The organism is Promicromonospora sp. AC04 (assembly GCF_003058225.1).
In the GTDB taxonomy this organism is placed as follows: domain Bacteria; phylum Actinomycetota; class Actinomycetes; order Actinomycetales; family Cellulomonadaceae; genus Promicromonospora.
This window is the reverse complement of the sequence record NZ_QBUG01000006.1, coordinates 175,481-196,021: the sequence shown is the minus strand read 5'-3', so window position 1 is coordinate 196,021 and position 20,541 is coordinate 175,481. Positions and strand designations below refer to the sequence as shown.

At 72.2% G+C, this 20,541-nt stretch carries 21 protein-coding genes; 2 read left to right on the top strand and 19 right to left on the bottom strand.

Annotated features, from left to right (window positions below):
• Nucleotides 1–121: 121 nt before the first annotated feature.
• The 19 genes from gmk to soxR form a co-directional block, all read right to left on the bottom strand.
• Nucleotides 122–721, bottom strand: a complete 600-nt coding sequence (gene gmk, locus C8K30_RS17205; protein ID WP_108494334.1) for a guanylate kinase — start codon at nucleotides 719–721, stop codon at nucleotides 122–124.
• A 1-nt stretch (nucleotide 722) separates the two neighbouring features.
• Nucleotides 723–1,034, bottom strand: coding sequence for an integration host factor, actinobacterial type (gene mihF, locus C8K30_RS17200; RefSeq protein WP_108494130.1), 312 nt, complete (start codon nucleotides 1,032–1,034; stop codon nucleotides 723–725).
• Between the two features lie 276 nt (nucleotides 1,035–1,310).
• Complete coding sequence (gene pyrF, locus C8K30_RS17195) at nucleotides 1,311–2,201, bottom strand: orotidine-5'-phosphate decarboxylase (protein WP_233257268.1); 891 nt, start codon at nucleotides 2,199–2,201, stop codon at nucleotides 1,311–1,313.
• A gap of 71 nt (nucleotides 2,202–2,272) precedes the next feature.
• Nucleotides 2,273–5,695: a carbamoyl-phosphate synthase large subunit gene (gene carB / locus C8K30_RS17190; RefSeq protein WP_108494129.1), complete on the bottom strand. Its 3,423-nt coding sequence runs from the start codon at nucleotides 5,693–5,695 to the stop codon at nucleotides 2,273–2,275.
• The gene (gene carA, locus C8K30_RS17185; RefSeq protein WP_108494128.1) at nucleotides 5,695–7,017 is read right to left on the bottom strand and encodes a glutamine-hydrolyzing carbamoyl-phosphate synthase small subunit; all 1,323 of its coding nucleotides are present in this window, start codon (nucleotides 7,015–7,017) and stop codon (nucleotides 5,695–5,697) included. The genes carB and carA overlap by 1 nt, the downstream gene beginning before the upstream one ends.
• The gene (locus tag C8K30_RS17180; RefSeq protein ID WP_108494127.1) at nucleotides 7,014–7,685 is read right to left on the bottom strand and encodes a hypothetical protein; all 672 of its coding nucleotides are present in this window, start codon (nucleotides 7,683–7,685) and stop codon (nucleotides 7,014–7,016) included. Before C8K30_RS17180 ends, carA begins: the two co-directional genes overlap by 4 nt.
• The gene (locus tag C8K30_RS17175; protein WP_108494126.1) at nucleotides 7,682–9,073 is read right to left on the bottom strand and encodes a dihydroorotase; all 1,392 of its coding nucleotides are present in this window, start codon (nucleotides 9,071–9,073) and stop codon (nucleotides 7,682–7,684) included. The genes C8K30_RS17180 and C8K30_RS17175 overlap by 4 nt, the downstream gene beginning before the upstream one ends.
• Entirely contained in the window at nucleotides 9,070–10,110 is a 1,041-nt protein-coding gene (locus C8K30_RS17170; RefSeq protein ID WP_108494125.1) for an aspartate carbamoyltransferase catalytic subunit, read from the bottom strand. Before C8K30_RS17170 ends, C8K30_RS17175 begins: the two co-directional genes overlap by 4 nt.
• Complete coding sequence (gene pyrR, locus C8K30_RS17165) at nucleotides 10,107–10,841, bottom strand: bifunctional pyr operon transcriptional regulator/uracil phosphoribosyltransferase PyrR (protein WP_369940405.1); 735 nt, start codon at nucleotides 10,839–10,841, stop codon at nucleotides 10,107–10,109. Before pyrR ends, C8K30_RS17170 begins: the two co-directional genes overlap by 4 nt.
• Nucleotides 10,842–11,029: 188 nt before the next feature.
• On the bottom strand, nucleotides 11,030–11,371 hold the full coding sequence (locus C8K30_RS17160) for an ArsR/SmtB family transcription factor (RefSeq protein ID WP_369940295.1): 342 nt from the start codon (nucleotides 11,369–11,371) through the stop codon (nucleotides 11,030–11,032).
• On the bottom strand, nucleotides 11,365–11,838 hold the full coding sequence (locus C8K30_RS17155; protein WP_132236168.1) for an SRPBCC domain-containing protein: 474 nt from the start codon (nucleotides 11,836–11,838) through the stop codon (nucleotides 11,365–11,367). Before C8K30_RS17155 ends, C8K30_RS17160 begins: the two co-directional genes overlap by 7 nt.
• A 189-nt stretch (nucleotides 11,839–12,027) precedes the next feature.
• On the bottom strand, nucleotides 12,028–13,314 hold the full coding sequence (locus tag C8K30_RS17150) for an MFS transporter (RefSeq protein ID WP_108494123.1): 1,287 nt from the start codon (nucleotides 13,312–13,314) through the stop codon (nucleotides 12,028–12,030).
• Between the two features lie 10 nt (nucleotides 13,315–13,324).
• A complete protein-coding gene (gene nusB, locus C8K30_RS17145) occupies nucleotides 13,325–13,741 on the bottom strand; it encodes a transcription antitermination factor NusB (protein ID WP_108494122.1) in 417 nt (138 codons plus the stop codon).
• 53 nt (nucleotides 13,742–13,794) lie between these two features.
• A complete protein-coding gene (gene efp / locus C8K30_RS17140; protein ID WP_108494121.1) occupies nucleotides 13,795–14,358 on the bottom strand; it encodes an elongation factor P in 564 nt (187 codons plus the stop codon).
• 124 nt (nucleotides 14,359–14,482) lie between these two features.
• Nucleotides 14,483–15,094, bottom strand: a complete 612-nt coding sequence (locus C8K30_RS30995) for a hypothetical protein (RefSeq protein ID WP_199230545.1) — start codon at nucleotides 15,092–15,094, stop codon at nucleotides 14,483–14,485.
• Between the two features lie 14 nt (nucleotides 15,095–15,108).
• Nucleotides 15,109–15,933 (bottom strand): hypothetical protein, encoded by an 825-nt coding sequence (locus tag C8K30_RS17130; RefSeq protein WP_199230544.1) that lies wholly within the window; start codon nucleotides 15,931–15,933, stop codon nucleotides 15,109–15,111.
• Between the two features lie 117 nt (nucleotides 15,934–16,050).
• On the bottom strand, nucleotides 16,051–16,509 hold the full coding sequence (locus tag C8K30_RS17125) for a type II 3-dehydroquinate dehydratase (protein WP_108494120.1): 459 nt from the start codon (nucleotides 16,507–16,509) through the stop codon (nucleotides 16,051–16,053).
• A gap of 84 nt (nucleotides 16,510–16,593) precedes the next feature.
• Nucleotides 16,594–17,181 carry a hypothetical protein gene (locus tag C8K30_RS17120; RefSeq protein ID WP_108494119.1) on the bottom strand — a complete coding sequence of 196 codons (588 nt, stop codon included), beginning with the start codon at nucleotides 17,179–17,181 and terminating at the stop codon, nucleotides 16,594–16,596.
• Between the two features lie 105 nt (nucleotides 17,182–17,286).
• On the bottom strand, nucleotides 17,287–17,775 hold the full coding sequence (soxR, locus tag C8K30_RS17115; RefSeq protein WP_108494118.1) for a redox-sensitive transcriptional activator SoxR: 489 nt from the start codon (nucleotides 17,773–17,775) through the stop codon (nucleotides 17,287–17,289).
• Between the two features lie 198 nt (nucleotides 17,776–17,973).
• Between soxR and C8K30_RS17110 the strand changes: the two genes are divergently transcribed.
• A complete protein-coding gene (locus C8K30_RS17110; protein ID WP_108494117.1) occupies nucleotides 17,974–19,152 on the top strand; it encodes a zinc-binding dehydrogenase in 1,179 nt (392 codons plus the stop codon).
• Complete coding sequence (locus tag C8K30_RS17105) at nucleotides 19,149–20,495, top strand: MFS transporter (protein WP_108494116.1); 1,347 nt, start codon at nucleotides 19,149–19,151, stop codon at nucleotides 20,493–20,495. The genes C8K30_RS17110 and C8K30_RS17105 overlap by 4 nt, the downstream gene beginning before the upstream one ends.
• The last annotated feature ends 46 nt before the right edge of the window (nucleotides 20,496–20,541 follow it).

The following is a 20,541-nucleotide window of genomic DNA, read 5'->3' as shown; positions in this document are numbered from 1 at the left end:
CAGAAGTCTGAGGTGATGGGGGAAAGTCCGAGGGACGAGTCTACCTGCTCTGTCACCCGGAGACGTCGGGCGAAACGCCCGACCGCCGGCTCTGCTGCCGACCGAAGGGCCGGCCTGCCCGCTAGCCGGGCACAGGTGTGGTGGAACCCACACCCATCACCGCGACCAGCGCGTCCGTGGCACGGTGCACGTTGTCGTTCACGATCGTGACGTCGAACTCCTCCTCGGCCGCGAGCTCGACCCGCGCGGTGGCGAGCCGGCGCTCGCGCTCCTCGGAGTCCTCGGTGCCGCGCCCGACGAGGCGGCGGACCAGCTCGTCGAAGCTCGGCGGGGCGAGGAAGACGAATCGGGCCTCCAGGCCCGAGGCCGTCACCGCGTCACGCACCTGGCGCGCCCCCTGGAGGTCTATCTCCAGGAGCACGGGGACCCCGGCGGCGAGCTTCTGCTCGACCGGCCGCCGTGGCGTCCCGTACCGGTTACGACCGTGCACCACTGCCCATTCGAGCATCTCGCCGGCGGCGACCATGCGGTCGAACTCCTCCGGCGACACGAACAAGTAGTGCACTCCGTCTACCTCGCCCGGGCGCGGCGACCGGGTGGTCGCCGACACGGAGAGCCAGACCTGCGGATAACGGTCCCGCACATCAGCGGAGACCGTGCCCTTGCCCACCGCGGTGGGACCTGCGAGCACGGTCAGCCGTGCGGGTTGTGTCGTACTGATCTCAGCCAAACCTCTCGATGAGCGCCGCCGACTGGTGCGGTCCGAGGCCTCGGACGCGGCGGGTCTCGGCGATCCCGATCTCTTCCATGATCGCCCTGGCCTTAACCTTACCGACCCCCGGCAGGGACTCGAGCAGCGAGACGACCTTGAGCTTGCCCACGACGTCGTCCTTCTGGCCCTGCTCGATGACCTCCTTGAGTGAGCCCTGCGAGTACTTGAGCTTGTTCTTGATCTCTGCCCGCGCGCGTCGCGCCTCGGCTGCCTTCTCGAGTGCTGCCGCACGCTGCTCGGGTGTGAGGGGTGGTAGTGCCACGCAAGTCACCTACTCGTCTCTCGACCGGTTCCTGACTCAGACACCCGGTCCTCGCTCGGGCCGGATGCCCAAGTCCGTGACCTGGTCCGCAACCGGTCTGGTGTGAACTGCTGCATCGAAAGTAGCCACCGCCTCAGTGGTCGGCAATCGCAGAACGCCACTTCGTGAAAACTCATACACAAGCGCAATAAGGCATTTAGTACATTCCACAACAAAGCACCCTCGATCCGTAGGGATCGAGGGTGCTTTGTCCTGCGGGCGGTCCGAGGCGAGAAATCAGGTCCGCAGCGCTGCTGTCGCCTCCCGAGCGGCCGCGCGTGCGGCGCTCACCAGCGCATCCGGGTCCGGTCCCGCGGCGAGCACCGCCCGGGACGACGACGCGAGCACGTTTCGCCGGGCGGCTCCGAACGTCGTGGCGAGCTCCCGCTCCCCCGCCCCCTGGGCGCCCACTCCGGGCGCCAGCAGGGGTCCGTTCACGGCCACCAGGTCGGTGCCCGTTGCGGCCACCGCGTCGCCGATCGTGGCACCAACGACGAGGCCGACCGAGCCCATGGGCTCCGCGCCCGCGTTGAGCACCGCCGCGCGCGCCGCCATCAGAGCGGCGACCGAGACACCGTCGGGCCTGCCGTCGGGCTCAGCACTGCCCATGCCGCTGTGCGTGCCGACATGGCGCTGCACCGCGTGCTGTACCTCGAAGCCCTCCTTGTTGGAGGTGAGGCACAGCACGAACAGGCCGCGGCCCGTGGCCGCGGCCAGGTCGATCGCGGGCTCCAGCGAGCCGAACCCGAGGTAAGGGGATACGGTCAGAGCGTCCCCGGCCAGGGGCGAGCCGTCCGCGAGGAACGCCTCGGCGTAGGCGCCCATCGTCGAGCCGATGTCGCCGCGCTTGGCGTCCACGATCGTCAGCGTGCTGCCCGAGCCCGCCGTACTGCCCGGACCGGCCGCCCGGGCCGCGGCGATGACCTCCTCCAGCACCGCGAGGCCGCGCGAGCCGTGCCGCTCGAAGAACGCGGACTGCGGCTTGAACGCCGCGACCTTGCCCCCGAGCGCGTCCACGACGCGCAGGGAGAACTCGCGCAGGCCGCCGACGTCGTCGGGCAGGCCCCAGGCCCGCAGGAGCGATGCGTGCGGGTCGATGCCCACGCACAGCGGGCCGTGGGCGTCCATCGCGGCGGCCAGCCGCGCGCCGAACGGCACGGTCGGGGCAGGATCGACCACCGGGGCCGGCTCGGCGCCGCTCACGCGCTGGCTCCCGCCGGCTCCGCCGCGGCGCGCTCCGCCGACGCGAGCTGCGTCACCCCGAGCTGTCCCGACGCCACGCGCGCGGCCGTAGCCGCCATGTGCTCCTGCAGGCTCGCCACCTCGAACGGCCCAGCCAGGACCGCCTCGATGCCCTGCACCGCTGCGGCGAGCTGGTCGACAGTGGTCGCTATCGGCTTGTCGGCAGCGGTGGTGGCGGCCCGGATCTCGTACCCGTCCGCGCGGGCGCCCTGGCCCGACGGCGAGTTCACCACCAGGTCGATCTGCCCCTCGGTGATGAGCCCGACGACCGTGAGCTCGCCGTCGGGCCCGCGGCCCTCGGTGTGCTTGCGCACCACCGTTGCCTCGATGCCGTTGCGGCGCAGCACGGTGGCTGTGCCCTCCGTCGCCAGGACCTTGAAGCCGAGCTCCACCAGGCGCTTGACCGGGAAGACGACGTGCCGCTTGTCGCTGTCGGCCACGGAGACGAACACCGTGCCCGACGTCGGCAGCCCGCCGAACGCCGCGGCCTGCGACTTTGCGAACGCGTGCGGAAAGTCCTTGTCGAAGCCCATGACCTCGCCCGTTGAACGCATCTCCGGGCCGAGCACCGAGTCGACGACCAGGCCCTCGCGGGTGCGGAACCGCTTGAACGGCAGCACGGCCTCCTTGACGGCCAGCGGCGCGCCCAGGTCGAGCGTGGCGCCGTCGTGCTCCGGGAGCACTCCCGCCGCCCGCAGGTCGGCGATGGACTCGCCCGCCATGACGCGGGCCGCTGCCTTGGCCAGCGGCGTGCCGGTCGCCTTGGAGACGAACGGGACGGTGCGCGACGCGCGGGGGTTGGCCTCCAGGACGTACAGGACGTCGCTCACGAGGGCGTACTGGACGTTGAGCAGCCCCCGCACCCCGACGCCGCGCGCGATGGCCTCGGTGGAGCGGCGGATGCGCGCGATCTCGGTCTCGCTCAGCGACACCGGGGGCAGCACGCACGCCGAGTCGCCCGAGTGGATGCCGGCCTCCTCGATGTGCTCCATGACGCCGCCGAGGAACATCTCCTCGCCGTCGAACAGGGCGTCGACGTCGATCTCCATCGCGTCGTCGAGGAACCGGTCGATGAGCAGCGGGGCGGCCAGGGTGCCGTGAGCACCGGAGTCGGCGTGGGAGGCGGCTGCGGCCTCCAGCGCGCGCTCCACGTAGCCGGTGAGCTGCTCCTCGCTGTAGACGATCTCCATGCCGCGCCCGCCGAGCACGTAGGAGGGGCGCACCAGCACGGGATAGCCGATGCGGTCCGCGACCTCGCGCGCCTGCGCCAGCGAGCGGGCCGTGCCGAACGCCGGGGCCGGGAGGCCCGCGTCCAGCAGGACCTGGCCGAAGATGCCGCGGTCCTCCGCGGCGTCGATCGCCTCGGGGCTGGTGCCGAGGATCGGCAGGCCGGCCTCGGCCAGCCGCCGTGCCAGGCTCAGCGGCGTCTGCCCGCCGAGCTGCACGATGATGCCCTTGACGGGACCGGCCGCGAGCTCGGCCTGGTAGACCTCCAGGACGTCCTCGAAGGTCAGCGGCTCGAAGTACAGGCGGTCGGACGTGTCGTAGTCCGTCGAGACCGTCTCTGGGTTGCAGTTGACCATGATGGTCTCGTACTTGTCCGCGAGCGCCAGGGTGGCGTGGACGCAGGAGTAGTCGAACTCGATGCCCTGGCCGATGCGGTTGGGGCCGGAGCCGAGGATGATCACGGCCTCGCGCTCGCGGGGCACGACCTCGGTCTCGGAGTCGTAGCTGGAGTAGTGGTACGGGGTCTTGGCCGCGAACTCGGCCGCGCAGGTGTCCACGGTCTTGTAGACGGGGCGGACGCCGAGGGCGTGGCGGATCTCGCGGACGGTGACCTCGCCGGAGGGGCCCATGCCGCGCAGCCGTGCGATCTGCGCGTCGGACAGGCCGTGGCGCTTGGCGTGGCGCAGGACGTCCTCGGTGATGGTGGGCGACGCCGCGACGTCGGCCGCTACCTCGTTGACGAGCTGGATCTGGTCGAGGAACCAGGGGTCGATCTTGGTGGCGTCGAAGACCTGTTCGAGCGTGGTCTCGCCGGTGGCGACGGCGCGCAGGGCCTGCTGGACGCCGACCATGCGGCCTTCGGTGGGTCGCTCGATCTCCTTCAGGAGCGTCGCGAGGGCATCGCCCGACGGCGCTTCGCCGTCCCAGTGGAACGTGACGCCGCCCTTGTCGATGGACCGCAGGGCCTTGCCGAGGGCCTCGGTGAAGTTGCGGCCGAGCGCCATGGCCTCGCCGACGGACTTCATGGTGGTGGTGAGGGTGTCGTCGGCGGCGGGGAACTTCTCGAACGCGAACCGCGGGACCTTGACGACCACGTAGTCGAGGGTGGGCTCGAAGCTCGCGGGGGTCACCTTGGTGATGTCGTTCGGGATCTCGTCGAGCGTGTAGCCGACGGCGAGCTTGGCGGCGATCTTCGCGATCGGGAAGCCGGTCGCCTTGGAGGCGAGCGCCGAGGAGCGGGAGACGCGGGGGTTCATCTCGATGACGATGATGCGCCCGTTGGTGGGGTCGATGGCGAACTGGATGTTGCAGCCGCCGGTGTCGACGCCGACCTCGCGGATGACGGCGATGCCGATGTCCCGCAGCTTCTGGTACTCGCGGTCGGTGAGAGTCATGGCGGGGGCGACGGTGACGGAGTCTCCGGTGTGCACGCCGACGGGGTCGACGTTCTCGATGGAGCAGACGACCACCACGTTGTCGTGCTTGTCGCGCATGAGCTCGAGCTCGTACTCCTTCCACCCGAGGATGGACTCCTCCAGGAGCACCTCAGTGGTGGGCGAGTAGTGCAGGCCCTGGCCGACGATGCGGTGCAGGTCGGCCTCGTCGTAGGCCAGGCCGGAGCCGAGGCCGCCCATGGTGAAGGACGGGCGCACGACCATCGGGTAGCCCAGGATCTCGGCTGCCTTGAGGGCCTCGTCGATCGAGTGCACGATCTCGGAGCGCGCCGACTCGCCACCGCACTTCTCGACGACGTCCTTGAACTGCTGGCGGTCCTCGCCCTTCTGGATGGCGGGGATGTTGGCGCCGATGAGCTCGACGCCGTACTTCTCGAGCACCCCTGCCTCGTCGAGCGCGATGGCGGCGTTCAGCGCCGTCTGGCCGCCCAGGGTGGGCAGCAGGGCGTCGGGACGCTCCTTGGCGATGATCGTGGTGAGGACCTCGGTGGTGATGGGCTCGACGTAGGTGGCGTCCGCGAACTCGGGGTCGGTCATGATCGTGGCCGGGTTCGAGTTCACGAGGATGACCCGCAGGCCCTCCTCGCGCAGGACGCGGCAGGCCTGGGTGCCGGAGTAGTCGAACTCGCAGGCCTGGCCGATGACGATCGGGCCGGACCCGATGACCAGGACCGAGGAGATGTCGGTACGGCGAGGCATCAGTGGTTCTCCTCGGGGTTGTTCTGAGCTTCGGTGTGCTGGGTCTTGATGGCAGGCGGCCACGCCGCGGGGTCCGTCATGAGGCCGACGAACCGGTCGAACAGGTAGGCGGCGTCGTGCGGGCCGGCCGCGGCCTCGGGGTGGTACTGCACCGAGAAGGCGGGCAGGTCGAGGCAGGTCAGCCCCTCGACGACCTGGTCGTTGAGGCCGACGTGGGAGACGACGACGCGGCCGTACCGGCCGCCGTCGTGCGGGGCGGTCGAGATCGCGGGGGCACCGGCGTCGTCCACGACGGGCGCGTCGACGGCGAAGCCGTGGTTGTGCGCGGTGACCTCCACCTTGGCGGTGGTGCGGTCCAGGACCGGCTGGTTGATGCCCCGGTGGCCGTAGCCGAGCTTGTAGGTGCCGTAGCCGAGGGCCCGGCCCAGGAGCTGGTTGCCGAAGCAGATGCCGAAGAACGGGATCCTCCGGTCCAGGACCGCGCGCAGCACCTCGACCTCGTGTCCGGCGGCGCCCGGGTCCCCGGGGCCGTTGGAGAAGAAGACGCCGCGGGGGGCGTCGTCGGGCAGCGCGTCGAGGGTTTCGAGGATGTCGGCGATGGTCGAGGCCTGCGGCACGACGACGACGCGCACGCCGCGCTCGGCGAGGCGCACCGGCGTCATCGTCTTGATGCCGAGGTCGACGGCGACCACCGTCGCGACGGGGGCCTTGCCCGGGTTGCTCTCCAGCCACTCGGCGGCCGGTTCCACCGTGTAGGCCTCGGTGGTGGAGACCTCCGGGGCCAGGTTCGCGCCCGCCATCTGCGGGGATGCCTGCACCTGGGCGACGAGCTCCTCGATCGGGCGCGGGTAGCCGCCCCGGACCAGGTCGTCGCCCGAGAAGATCCCCGCGCGCATCACGCCCTCCTCGCGCAGGCGGCGGGTCAGGGCGCGCGTGTCGATGTCGGAGATGCCGACGACGCCCTGCCCGGCGAGCTCCTCGCCGAGCGAGTGCTGCGCGCGCCAGCTCGAGACCCGGCGCGCGGGGTCGCGGACCACGTAGCCGGAGACCCAGATCTGGCCCGACTCGGGGTCCTCGTCGTTCACGCCCGTGTTGCCGACGTGCGGCGCCGTCATGACGACGATCTGCCGGTGATAGGACGGGTCCGTCAGGGTCTCCTGGTAGCCGGTCATGCCGGTGGAGAAGACGATCTCGCCGAACGTCGTGCCGGTCGCGCCGTAGGCCCGGCCGCGATAGGTCGTGCCGTCCTCGAGGACCAGTGCTGCGGGCTGGGCACTGGGCTGGGCAGCGGACTGAGCTGCGGTTGTCGTCGGGATGGTCACCGGGCCTCCTGCTGGTACGGGTCTTGCGGGTAGCTCTGCTGCTGGCTCTGCTGGGGATACGGCTGCTGGGGGTGTTGCTGCTCGGGGTACTGCTGGGGCTGCTGGGCCGCGAGCAGGTACCGGACCGCGTCGACGAGGCCGCCGCGGTCCTCGGCGCGGCGCGTGCGCAGCCCGGTGTCGACCAGGGCCGCCGGGACGCCGTCGGCCTCCGGGACGGCCCAGGTGAGGACCACGAGGCCGTCGGCGCCGACGTACTTGCCCGCCATGCCCGGGGCGAGGCCCGCGCTGCGGATCGAGCTCACGGGAAGCCATAGGTCGTCGGCGCCGTCGCGCTCGACCAGGACGCCGCCGTCGTACCCGGGGCCGTTGTCGTGGACCGAGACCAGCGCGTGCGACCGGTCGCCCAGGCCGTGCGCGCCGACGCGCGCGAGCCAGTCGCCGTGCAGCGTGGTCGAGACGTAGACGGCCTCCAGGGGGCCGAACCGCACCGGCCCGACGGCGTTCCCGCCGGGACCGCCTGCGTCGGGCCCGTTCCCGTCGGGCACCGCGGGCGGCACGGGCACCACGGTGGTGGTGCGCTGCGCGAGCCGCCGTCGGCCGATGAGGGTCACGTACAGCACCAGGAAGATCGCGCACGCGACCAGCAGGGCGATGGCCAGGATCTTCATCGGGCGGCTCCTTCGAGAGTCTTGCCGTCGGCTCCGGTGCCGTTTCCCGGACCGTCGACGACGGCGCCGTCGAGCACCGTCGCCCGGCCGCGCAGGAAGGTGGCGACCACGCGGCCCGGCAGCTCCATGCCCTGGAACGGGGTGTTGTCGCTCGCGGTGACCTGGGTACGGCCGTCGATCGCGCGGGTCGCGGCCGGGTCGACCAGGGTCAGGTTGGCGGGCTCGCCGACGGCGATCGGCCGGCCCTGGGTCGCGCTGATCCGGCCGATGCGCGCGGGGTTCTCCGAGAGCACGCGGGCGACGTCGGCCCAGGTCATGCGGCCGGTGTCGACCATCGTCTGCTGCACCACCGACAGCGCCGTCTCCAGGCCCGTCATGCCGAACGCCGCCGACGCCCACTCGCAGTCCTTGTCCTCGACCGGGTGCGGGGCGTGGTCGGTGGCGACGATGTCGATGGTGCCGTCGGCCAGGCCCTCGCGGACCGCCTCGACGTCCTTGGCGGTGCGCAGCGGCGGGTTCACCTTGAACACCGGGTCGTAGTCGCGGGCGAGGTCGTCGGTAAGGACCAGGTGGTGCGGCGTCACCTCTGCGGTGACGTTGATGCCCCGGCCCTTGGCCCAGCGGACGATCTCCACCGAGCCCGCGGTCGACAGGTGGCACACGTGCAGGCGCGAGCCCACGTGCTCCGCCAGCAGCACGTCGCGGGCGATGATCGACTCCTCGGCCACCGCGGGCCAGCCGGTCAGCCCGATCTGCGCGGAGACGACGCCCTCGTTCATCTGCGCGCCCTCGGTCAGGCGCGGCTCCTGCGCGTGCTGGGCCACGACGCCGTCGAACGCCTTGACGTACTCCAGCGCGCGGCGCATCAGGACCGGGTCGTGCACGCACTTGCCGTCGTCGGAGAAGACCCGCACGCGGGCGGCGGAGTCGGCCATGGCGCCCAGCTCGGCGAGCTTCTCGCCGCCCAGGCCCACGGTCACCGCGCCGATGGGGTGCACGTCCACCCAGCCGGCCTCCTGGCCCAGCCGGTACACCTGCTCGACGACGCCCGCGGTGTCCTGCGTCGGCGTCGTGTTGGCCATGGCGTGCACGGCGGTGAAGCCGCCGGCCGCTGCGGCCCGGGTGCCGGAGAACACCGTCTCGGCGTCCTCCCGGCCGGGCTCGCGCAGGTGGGTGTGCAGGTCCACGAGCCCGGGCAGCAGGACGTGGCCCTCGGCCTGGATCTCGCGCACGACGGCGCCCGCGCCCTGGCCCTCGCCCGCTTCGATCGTGCCCGGAGCGCCGATCGCGGCGATCACGCCGTCCGACAGCACGACGTCGACCGGGTCCGTGCCGTAGGGGCGTACCCCCCGCAGGACGTAGGTCGTGCTCGAAGGGGTGCTGCTCACAGGGCGATCCTCTCGTCGGTGCTGGTACTGCCGGTGTTGCTGCTGGTGCTGCCGGTGCTGTCGTCGCCGGCGAGCAGCAGGTACAGGGCGGCCATCCGGACGGCGACGCCGTTGGCCACCTGCTCCACGATCACGGAGCGCGGGTGGTCGGCGGCGGCCGCCGAGATCTCCAGGCCGCGGTTCATCGGGCCGGGGTGCATCACTATCGCGTGGTCCGGCAGCACCGCGAGGCGGCGGGCGTCGAACCCGAACTTGCGGCTGTACTCCATGGGGCTCGGGAAGAACGCGCCCGAGCCGCCCGACATCCGCTCGCGCTGCACCCGCAGCATCATCACCGCGTCCGGCTGCCACTGCTCGAGCGTCTCGTCCAGGTGGTACGAGACCCGGCACGGCCACGTCTCGACGCCCACCGGAACCAGGGTCGGCGGTGCGACCAGGGTCACCTCGGCGCCCAGGGTGTGCAACAGGTACACGTTCGAGCGGGCGACGCGGGAGTGCAGGACGTCGCCGACTATCGCGATGCGCAGGCCGGCCAGGTCCGCGCCGACCGAGCTGTCCGGGCCGCGGCCGTCGTCGCCCACGTTCCCCACCAGGTGCCGGCGGATGGTGAACGCGTCCAGCAGCGCCTGCGTGGGGTGCTGGTGCATGCCGTCGCCCGCGTTGAGCACGCCGGCGTCGAGCCAGCCCGCATGGGCCAGCTGGTGCGCGGCGCCCGACGCCGAGTGGCGCACCACCACGGCGTCGGCCCCCATGGCGTGCAGGGTGAGGGCCGTGTCCTTGAGGGACTCGCCCTTGGAGACGCTCGACCCCTTGGCCGAGAAGTTGATGACGTCGGCCGACAGGCGCTTGGCCGCCGTCTCGAACGAGATCCGGGTGCGCGTGGAGTCCTCGTAGAACAGGTTCACCACGGTGCGGCCGCGCAGCGTGGGCAGCTTCTTGTTCTCCCGCGACTGGGTGGCCGCCATCTGCGCGGAGGTGTCCAGGAGCAGGATCGCGTCGTCCTTGGACAGGCCCTGGGTTGTCAGCAGGTGCTTCACAGCGTTGCCTCGCTCTCACCGGTCGAGGCGGTCGAGGCGTCGCCGGTCGAGCCCGTCGAGACCCCGGCGGACGCGACCTCGCTGATCACCACGGAGTCCGCTCCCCCGTCGACGTCGGCCAGCCGGACCCGCACGCGCTCGCTGCGCGAGGTGGGCAGGTTCTTGCCGACGTAGTCCGCGCGGATCGGGAGCTCGCGGTGCCCGCGGTCGACGAGGGCGGCGAGCTGCACCACGCGCGGGCGGCCCAGGTCGTTCAGGGCGTCGAGCGCGGCGCGGATGGTGCGGCCGGAGAACAGGACGTCGTCCACCAGCACGACCACCTTGTCGTCGATGGTGCCGTCCAGACTGCCCGGCAGGACCGTCTGCCCGACGGCGCGCGTGGGCTGACGGCGCAGGTCGTCGCGGTACATGGTCACGTCGAGCGTGCCGTACTCGCCGCTGAAGGTGGGCTCGATCTGCGCCAGGCGCTCGGCCAGCCGGTGGGCGAGCTGGACGCCGCGCGTCGGGATGCCGAGCAGGAGCAGGTCGGCGGCGCCCTTGTTCCGCTCGACGATCTCGTGAGCGATGCGGGTCAGCGCGCGAGCGATGTCGGCCTCGCCGAGCACTGTCCTTGCTGCGGTGCCGGGGTCCCTGCTCGGTGCTGCACTCGATGCTGGGCTCGATGTTGCGCTCGGCGCGGCGCTCGGCACCGTGCCGGAGGCCGGGCTCGGTGGTGCGCTGGATTCGGGCATGCGGCTGCCAGGATTCATCTGGCGACCTCCTTCTCCGCCTCACAGGACGGGTTTAAAGGGAGTCTGACAGTCACCACCCTAACTCGCCGGACATGTGCCGGATGCCGGAGCCGCCGCCCGCCGGAGGGGCGTTGCTCACACCCGCACCGGCCGGCCGCCGAGCTCGGTCGGTCGCGTAGGTGCCCCGCTCAGCCGCGCTCCAGGTGCTCCGCGATACTCGCGATGCGGCCCAGACGCGCCTCCCATGCGTCGCCGATGCGCTCCAGCCGGCGGCCCAGCGCCGTCAGCTCCGCACCGAGCGCGCGGTACCGGCGCTCGCGACCCACGGCCCGCGAATCGACGAGCCCCGCAGCCTCGAGCACGACGAGGTGCTTGGCGATCGCCTGCCGCGTCACCGGCAGCCGGGCGGCAAGCGCCGACGCCGTCAGGCCCGCCGCCGGATCTGCATCCGCCAGGGCCTCGAGCACGGCCCAGCGGGTCTCGTCGCCGAGCGCCGCGAACGCTGCGACCGGTGACGTCGAGGTCACCACGTGCGCGACTCGACGTAGTCGACGAGCTCGTCCAGCTCGCCGTCCCAGCCCTCGCGGTTGCCCTCCAGAGCGGCGCGCACGTCGTCGTCCGTGTCGCCGCTGAAGCCGGTCTCGTGGACCGTGAGATACGTGCCGGCTCCGTCGGGCTCCAGGGTGAACGTGGCCTCGGTCATGCGCTCGGGCTCGTCCGGCGACTGGCCCCACCGGTAGGCGAGCACGCGGCCCGGCTCCACGCGAGTGACCTCGAAGGCGAACCAGCCGTAGCCCTCGAAGTGCAGCCTGCCCCGGGTCCCCGTGGTGAGCGGGCCGCCGTCGTCGGTCTCGCAGCCGTCACCGAACCAGCCGGCGACGTGCTCGGGCTCGGAGATCGCGCGCCAGACGGCGTCCGGCCCGGCAGCGACCCGGACGGTGCGGGTGACGGAGCGCGTGTCGAGGTCGATGCTCGCGCGCGGCTGAGTAGCGGTCATGGTGTCCTCCGGGAACGCTGGTCGAACGGATTGTGCGCAACCATTTGGTTGCACATCAACCATGCACCGCTGTCCGCCAATATGCAACCCTCTGGTTGCATCACTTGTTGCATCACTTGCTGCATCGCACTCGTTGCATCGCACTCGTTGCATCCCAGGCGCCCTGCGGCCGTTCCGGTCGCGTGCCCGTCAGTCCCGCAGCACCGCCGCCGCCAGGCCAGCCGCGACGGCCACCAGTGCGAGCACCATGCTCACCGTCCCGGGCCAGCCCGCCAGCGCGAACCCCACGCCGCCGAGCCAGCCGAACACGCTGGACCCGGCGTAGTACGCGAGGTTGTAGACGGCGGCTGCCTGCGTCCGGGCCTGTGGCGCCGCGACCGGCGTCCACCCGCTGGCCACGGCGTGCGCCCCGAAGAAGCCGGCGGTCAGCACGACCAGGCCCGCCAGCACCAGCGGCAGCCAGGCCGACAGCGTGGCCACCACCCCGACGACCATCACCCCCGTCGACACGATCAGCACCCGACGCCGGCCGTGCCGCACCACGAGCCGCCCGGTCCGGGCCGACGACCACGTCCCGGCCAGGTAGGCGAGGAACACGAGGCTGACCACACCGGGCGACAGACCGAAGGGCTCGTCGGCGAGGCGGAAGCCCAGGTAGTTGTAGACGGCGACGAAGCCGCCCATGAGCAGCAGGCCCTGGGCGTCGAGCACGAGCAGGCGCGGGCTGAGCAGGGCACGGAGGCGCCCGGCCCGGCCACCGCTCCCGGGCGCGCCGCCGCTGGGCGCGCCGCGCTCGGACGACCCTTGCCCGGGCGCGCCGCCGTCGGACATGCCATCAGAAGAGCCACCAAACACGCCAGCGGACGGCGGGAGCCCCGCCGCGGAGGCCCTCGGGCCGCGGTCCCGCGGCGCGAGCCAGACGAACACGCCCGCGGCGATCAGGCACGCGACCGCGACGGCGCCCACGCCGGCGCGCCAGCCGAACAGCTCGGCGACACCGCCCGCGACGAGCCGCCCCAGGAGCCCACCCATCGACGTCCCCGCCACATAGGTCCCCGCCGCACGCGGCACCACCGAGGCGGGCAGCATCTCGGTCAGGTAGGCCATCGCCACCGCGGGCACTCCCGCGACGAGCAGCCCCTCGATGGCACGTCCGGCGATGAGCAGCCCGAACGACGGCGCGAACGGCACGGCGAGCCCGACGGCGGTCGCGCCGAGCATCGCGATGGTCATCGCCCGCACTCGCCCGATCCGGTCCGCTACCCAGGCCCAGGGCAGCACACCCGCGGCGAGGCCAAGGGTGGCGGCGGACACGAGCAGCGCCGTCGCGGAGGCCGACGTCGCGAGCTCGCGGGCGGCGTCGGGCAGGACGGACTGGGGGGCGTAGAGCTGCGCGAACGCAGCGGTCCCGGCGCCGAACAGGGCAACGAGCAGACGTCGCTCGTCGAACCGTTCAGCGCCGGGACCGGTGCTCACGCGGGAGTGCTCAGGCCAGCAGTGTCGGCTTCAGGTCCTTGACCCGGCCGAGCAGACCGTTCACGAAGGCCGGCGAGTCGTCGGTGGACAGGTCGCCGGCGAGGTCGACCGCCTCGTCCACCGCGACGGCGTCGGGCACGTCGTCGTTGAAGAGGACCTCCCAGGAGCCGATCCGCAGCAGTGCGCGGTCGACGGCTGGCATGCGCTCGAGGGTCCAGCCCTGCGAGTAGGTCTCCAGCACCTCGTCGATGCGGTCGCGGTGAGCGACCACACCCTCCACGATCTCGACCGCGTACTGCGGCACTGCCGCCTCGGTGTGCGGCACGGCCACGCGGTCGGCGAGGAGCTTCAGCGGGTCGATGCCCCGCTGCTCCGCCTCGAAGAGGATGTCGGCGGCGCGCTTGCGCGCCTTGGTGCGTGCGCCCATGGTCTCTCTCTGCTACGAAACTCTGCTACGAAACCTGCTAGGGAGCTGCTGCGTCAGTCGGTGACGCGGCCGAGGTAGTCGCCCGTGCGCGTGTCGACCTTGACCTTGACACCCTGCTCGAGGAACAGCGGGACCTGGATCTCCGCACCCGTCTCGAGGGTCGCCGGCTTGGTGCCGCCGGTGGAGCGGTCGCCCTGCAGGCCCGGCTCCGTGTACGTGATCTCCAGGACCACGGACGTCGGGAGCTCGATGTAGAGCGGGGTGCCGTCGTTCGAGGCGAGCATGACGCTCATGCCCTCGAGCATGTAGTCCTTCGCGTCCCCGACGGTCGCCGCCGGCACGTTCACCTGGTCGTAGGTGTCGTTGTCCATGAAGACGAAGTCCTCGCCGTCCATGTACAGGTACTGGAAGTCGCGGCGGTCCACGTTGGCCGTCTCGACCTTGATGCCCGCGTTGAACGTCTTGTCGACGACCTTGCCGGACAGCACGTTCTTCATCTTCGTCCGGACGAACGCTCCACCCTTGCCCGGCTTGACATGCTGGAACTCGATGACAGTCCAGAGGTTGCCGTCGATCCGGAGCACGGTGCCGTTCTTGATGTCGTTGGAGGTAGCCACGTTCGTCTTCCTGTGTTGGTGAAGGTGTACCCAGGGCACGCCGACAGCGGGCCGGCGGCTGGGGTGATCACGCTGGTTGATCTAGCAAGGCGTCAAGCAGCAGCGGTCAAGTCTAACGGACCGGTCAGAGCACGAGCACATTCAGCGCGGCCAGCCCCAGCAGGCCCGTCGCGACCGACCAGATCAGCGAGGCGAGCGTGCCGACGACGAACCGCTCCGACGCGACCGGCTGGTCACGCAGCTCCGCGTAGCGGCCCAGGCCCTTGATCGCGATCACTATCGCTATGCCGTACGGGTAGCCCGCCAGCAGGGAGCCCGTGATCGCGAGACGCTCCAGCACGCCGAGCCAGGCGCCTCCCCGCAGGATGGCCACGGCCGCCGGGTGCATCGTGCCGGTCGGCGACTCCTCGCCGGACCGGACACCGCCCTTGGCCGAGCCGGCCTTGACCGAGCCCTCGGCGCCGGAGCCCTTGTCGTCCTTCTCCGGCTCTCCGCCCGCTTCGCCGCCCGGCTCTCCGCCGGGCTCTCCGCTCGCTTCTCCGCCCGGCTCCAGCGACTGCGGATACACGGGCGGCTTGTACCGCGCCCACGGCAGGTCTCCCCGGCCCGCGCGGCGCAAGACCCACGGCACCACCCACGAGCCGACGATGACGCTGAGCGCCAGCGTGACCAGCCAGATCGCGACGGCCGCGAACCACTGCCACCCGTCGAAGTAGTTCAGCGTCTCCCAGGTCACGACGTGACGTCTCCTCAGCTCTTCGCGCGCTTCGTCTTGCGTTTGCCCTTGCCTGCTTCAGCGGACGGCCCGCTCGGGGCGTCCGGCTCGCTGCTGACCGAGCAGCTCAGCTCGGCGAGCAGCCGCACCACCACCGGCCGCACGGCTTCCTCCTCCTGCCAGAGGGCCGCTCGGAGGCGCTGGCTCACCGCCTGCTCGCTGACGTTCAGGGACTGGGCAACGATCTTCTGTCGTCCCGGTTTGTCCGTCAGCGTGGCGAGCGTATCGGCGACCTCCCACCCTTGGGGAGTCCGACGCGCGCGGACCGCGGCAAGAAGACGCAGCAGGGCCTCGACCTCGGCGGCCAGATCCGGCTCCACTTTGTCGCCCGACGCGGTATCGCCCGATGCAACGTCGCCTGCCTGCTTGCCCGACGCCGGCCTGCCCGACGTCGCGTCGCCCGACGCTCTCAGGTCCGCCGCGCCCGGTGGCGGACCCTCCACCGCGACCGACGTGCCCCGGCTCCGGGTCTTGGCCCGCTCGACGGCGTCACGGGCACGGTAGAACGCGAACCCGCGCGCCTCGCGGGACACCGTGGGCAGCGGACCCTCGACCTGGCCGACGCCGATGCCGATGCTCCAGCCCTGGTCGCGCAGCAGGTGCAGCCCGATGTCGACGGCGAGCTCGGCACCCCGGCGACCGGCCGCCAGGATCCCCTGCACCTCGTCGCCCACCGTGCGCTCGAACGGCACCACGAGCCCCTCGCGGCCACGCGTCAGGCGCGCGAGCTCCGCGAGCACCTCGGGAACCCGGTCGGCCGCGTAGGTCGAGCCCCGCTGGTCGACGGTCAGGACGATCATGCCTAAAGCATAGTGGCTTTAGGCAATCACCTCAAGGCCATGGACTTAAGTTTATGGAATCAAGGTTCGAGGCTTGATCGGTGGTCTAGCTTGGCGACGCTCCTCCGCCGTCCGGCACTACTCCCCCAGCCGCCCGGCGATCGCCGTCAGCGCCAGCCTGTACGAGTCGAACCCGAACCCCGCGACCGTTCCCGTCGCGATCCCGGCCACCACCGAGTAGTGCCGGAACGACTCCCGCGTCGCCGGGTTGGACAGGTGCACCTCGACGAGCAGCAGCCCCGCCGACGTGACCTGGGCCGCGGCGTCGCGCAGCGCGTACGAGTAGTGCGTGAACGCCGCCGGGTTCAGCACGACGTGGGCGCCGGCGTCGACGGCCTCGTGGAGCCAGCCGACGATCTCGGACTCGCCGTCGGTCTGTCGCACCTCGACCGCCAGGCCGAGCTCCTCGCCCCACTTCGCGGCGGCGACCTCGAGGTCCGCCATCGAGGCGTGACCGTAGATCTCGGGCTCGCGGACGCCGAGCCGGCCGAGGTTGGGACCGTTGAGCACCAGGACGCTGGGCAGTGCAGAAGCCATGGCCGCGAGCCTAGTGGCCCGCCGCGCCCGCCGCCGTCGGGTCTCGCCCTGACCTGCGCGTCGCGATCGAGTCGCGATCAACCGTCAGACCTTGCCGCTCCCGCGCACGATCCGGTGCCCGCCCGTCGCCGCGGCGATCCACTCGGTCACCTCGGGCAGCAGCTCGTCCCAGCCCCAGAAGGTGAAGCCCAGGCACGCGAGCGCGGCGGCGTCGGCAGTCCACCGCGTGACCGGGGCCGCGGCACCGCACGTGCGGCACTCCAGGTCGGCGACGCCGTCGCTGCGCCAGGTGGCGGCAGCGTCGTAGAACCAGCGCAGCCCGTCCTCGTCCGAGCAGGTGGGGCCGAACTCCTCGGGCGGCCCGAAGAACGACCTCCGGACAAAGCACCCGGGGCAGGTGACCGCGGCGACGGCGCCCTGCCCGCCGTCGTACACCTCGCGCCCCACTCCCACCTGCATGCCCCACGGCGCCTCGCCCGAGACGGACCGCGCCACGGTGTCCGCCCATGCGGGGCCCGGCGGGTGACCGACGCCGCCGAGGGCCGCGTCCGAGGACAGCTCCGGCAGCAGCACCCCGCGCGCGACGAGCGCGTCCACGACGCGTCGCCCCAGCTCAGGGGCCTCGGCCTCGGTCGCGTCCAGGTCGGCGACCCACTCGAAGTACGTGCCCACGGCTCTCCCTCGGCTGATCTCGTTCGGTGTCGCGCACGCTACCCCCGGCCACTGACAGTGATTGTGTTCAGCGGTTCTCTGGGGTCGCGGCCCGGCTACTGACGCTCAGGCCCCGTCGGGCTCCAGCCCGTCCACCAGCAGCGTCCGCGGGCCAGGGCCGGCCTCGGCGAGGGCGTCGTGCGGGTTGGTCAGCGCGCACCGGCGCAGCGAGAGGCAGCCGCAGCCGATGCAGTCGGTGAGATGGTCGCGCAGCCGGGAGAGCTGTTCGATCCTTGCGTCGAGGTCGTCGTGCCAGGCCTGCGAGATGCGGCGCCAGTCCTTCGCGGTGGGCGTGCGGTCGCCGGGCAGGGTGTCGAGGGCCGCCCCGATGTCGGCGAGCGGGATCCCGACGCGCTGGGACACGCGGATGAATGCCACGCGCCGCAAGGTCTCCCGCCGGTAGCGCCGCTGGTTGCCCGACGTGCGTCGGCTCGTGATCAGCCCCTTGCGCTCGTAGAAGTGCAGCGCGGACACCGTCACACCGCTCCGGGTGGCGAGGTCGCCGACGGTGAGCTCGTCACGGTCCCAGGGGACGGCGGGGTTGGGCGCTTCCATGCATGGCCTCCTACGGCTCTCGCGATTCCAGGTGCGATTCCAGTGCGGTTCCAGGTGACGCCGGATTCCGGGTGACTCCGGATGCTTCGAGGTGCTTCCATTCAGGTGACGCCGATGCAAGCGACGCCAATGCAGGCGACGCCGACCGGCGCAGGTCACAGTTGACCTCAACTTTGGTTCAGGTTAAAGGATGAGCGCATGGACGCGATCAGACACCACTCCTTCGGGCCGCCCGAGGTCCTCACGCTCGAGCAGATCCCGGACCCCGTCCCCGGCCCTGGCGAGGTGCTGGTCGACGCCGTCGCGCACGGCGTGCACCTCCTCGACACCAGCATCCGCCGCGGCGAGGCCGGCCCGCCGCTCCCCCTGCCGAGCCTGCCGACGGTCCCCGGCCGCGAGATCGCGGGCACCGTGGCCGAGGTCGGTCCCGGGGTCGATGCCTCGTGGACCGGACGGCGCGTGGCGGCCCACCTCGGCGCGGTGCCCGACGGCGGCGGGTACGCCCGCCGGGTCGTCGTCGCCGCCGAGAAGCTGCACGCGATCCCCGACGGGCCCGACGGCGCTCCCCTCGACCCGGCCGACGCGATAGCCATGATCGGCACCGGCCGGATGGCCGTCTACACCCTCGACATCGCGGCTGTGACCGCGGCCGACGTCGTGGTCGTGACCGGTGCCGCGGGCGGGCTCGGCCCACTCTTTGTGCAGGAGGCGCTGCGGTCCGGCGCCCGCGTCGTCGCCCTCGCGGGCGGCGCGGCGAAGCTGAAGATCCTCCAGGACCTCGTGCCGGATGCCCTGCCCGACGTCTCGCCCGACGCCCCGATTGACGCCCCGACCGACACTCTTCCCGCCACTTCGACCGACACGCTGTCCGGCTCGGACCGCCTCACCCTCGTCGACTACTCCGAACCCGGCTGGCTGGACACGGCGCGCGCGGCCCTCGGGCCGTCCCCCGCGACACTCGTGTTCGACGGCGTAGGCGGCGAGCTCGGCACGGCCGCCACGAGCCTGATGGACGCGGCGCTGCTGAACACGACTCCGCCGGACAAGACACTGTCGGACGCGACCGCGCAGGACGCGACCGTGCTGGACATGGCGGGCAGCCGGCTCGTCGCCTACGGCTGGGCGTCCGGTGCGCCCAACCGCTACACGTCCTGGGCGGGCGCCGACCGGATCGAGTCGCCGATCGAGGTGCGCTACGCCGTCGGGCCGGACGCACCCCCGATGCCCGACCAGCGGCCGTACCAGGAGCGTGCGCTGGCCCAGGCGGCGTCGGGCCGGTGGCGGGTCGCGACCCACCGCGTGCCGTTCGCCGAGGCCGCCCGGGCCCACCGCGAGCTCGAGGAGCGCCGCACCACCGGCAAGGTGGTGCTGGTGTGACCGACACGCTCCCCTCGCAGCCGAGCGCACAGCCGGCCGGACAGTCCAGCGAACAGTCGGGCACACAGCCGGGCACGCTGAGCCGCGGCGCGCAGCGCCTCGTCCTGACCGGGATGGTCGCGCTCTGCTCGCTCGGCGCGTTCGAGGCCCTCGCCGTGGCGACGGCGATGCCCACCATCGCCGTCGACCTGGACGGGCTGCGGCACTACACGTTCGCGTTCGCGGTGGTCTTCGCGACCAGCGTGGTCGGCATGCTCACGGCTGGACGCTGGTGCGACCGCACCGGCCCGGCGCCGGCGATGTGGACCGGCGTGGCGCTCTTCGTGGTCGGGCTCGTGGTCGCCGGCACCGCTACCGGCATGGGCGCCCTCATCGCGGGGCGTGCGGTGCAGGGCGTCGGGAGCGGGCTGTTCGGCGTCGCGCTGTACGTCCTGGTCGCCCGCGTCTTCGCGCCCGACCGGCGCCCCGCCGTGTTCTCCGCGTTCGCCGCAGCCTGGGTGGTGCCCGCGATCGTCGGGCCAGGCCTGGCCGGTCTCGTGGTGGACCACCTGGGCTGGCGGTGGGTCTTCCTCGGCGCGGCCGCGCTGACCGTCCCGGCGGCGATCCTGATGCGGCCGGGGCTGACGGCGGCGCGAGGCGACAGTCCCGCGCCGGACGGCAAACGCGTCGGCAAGGACCTGAAGGGCGGCGAGCCCGTCGTCGGGCGGCCGGAGCGTCCCCTAATGCACGCGCTGCGCCTGGCCGTGTCCGTGCTGCGGGCCGGGCGCGGGCTGCCGGCCGTCGTGTCGGTGCGGGCTCTGGTGTCGGGGGCGTTCACCGGCGCCGAGGTGCTGCTTCCGCTGCTCCTCGTGCACGAGCGGCACCTGAGCCCCGGCGGTGCCGGGCTGATCCTCACGGTGGGGGCGCTCGGCTGGTCCGCGGCGTCGTGGGTGCGCGGGCGCAACCTGCTGCGCCTGAGCCACGCCGGATACGTGCGGCTGGGCGGCGGCCTGCTTGCCCTCGGCATGGTCGGCGCGGCCGTTCTCGTGCTCCCTGGTGTGCCGGCCGGGGTCGGGATGGCGTTCTGGGTGCTGTCGGGCAGCGGGATGGGCCTGGTCTACCCGACGCTGTCGGTCCTCACGCTCGAGCTGGCGGCGCCGCACGAGCAGGGTTCGGCGTCGTCGGCGCTGCAGGTGGCCGACGCCGTGGCCGCCGCGATCGCGTCCTCCGCTACCGGGGCGCTGCTGTGGGTCCTGTACGACGTCGCGGGGCTGCCCGCGTACGCCGTCGTGCTGGGGCTGACCGGGCTGCTGGCCGCGAGCGCGATGGTGCTCGCTGGACGGACCCGGCCCGTGGCGGCGTGACCGGCCGTCGAGCCGCTGGTCGACAGCAGCCCTCGCGGAAAGTGCC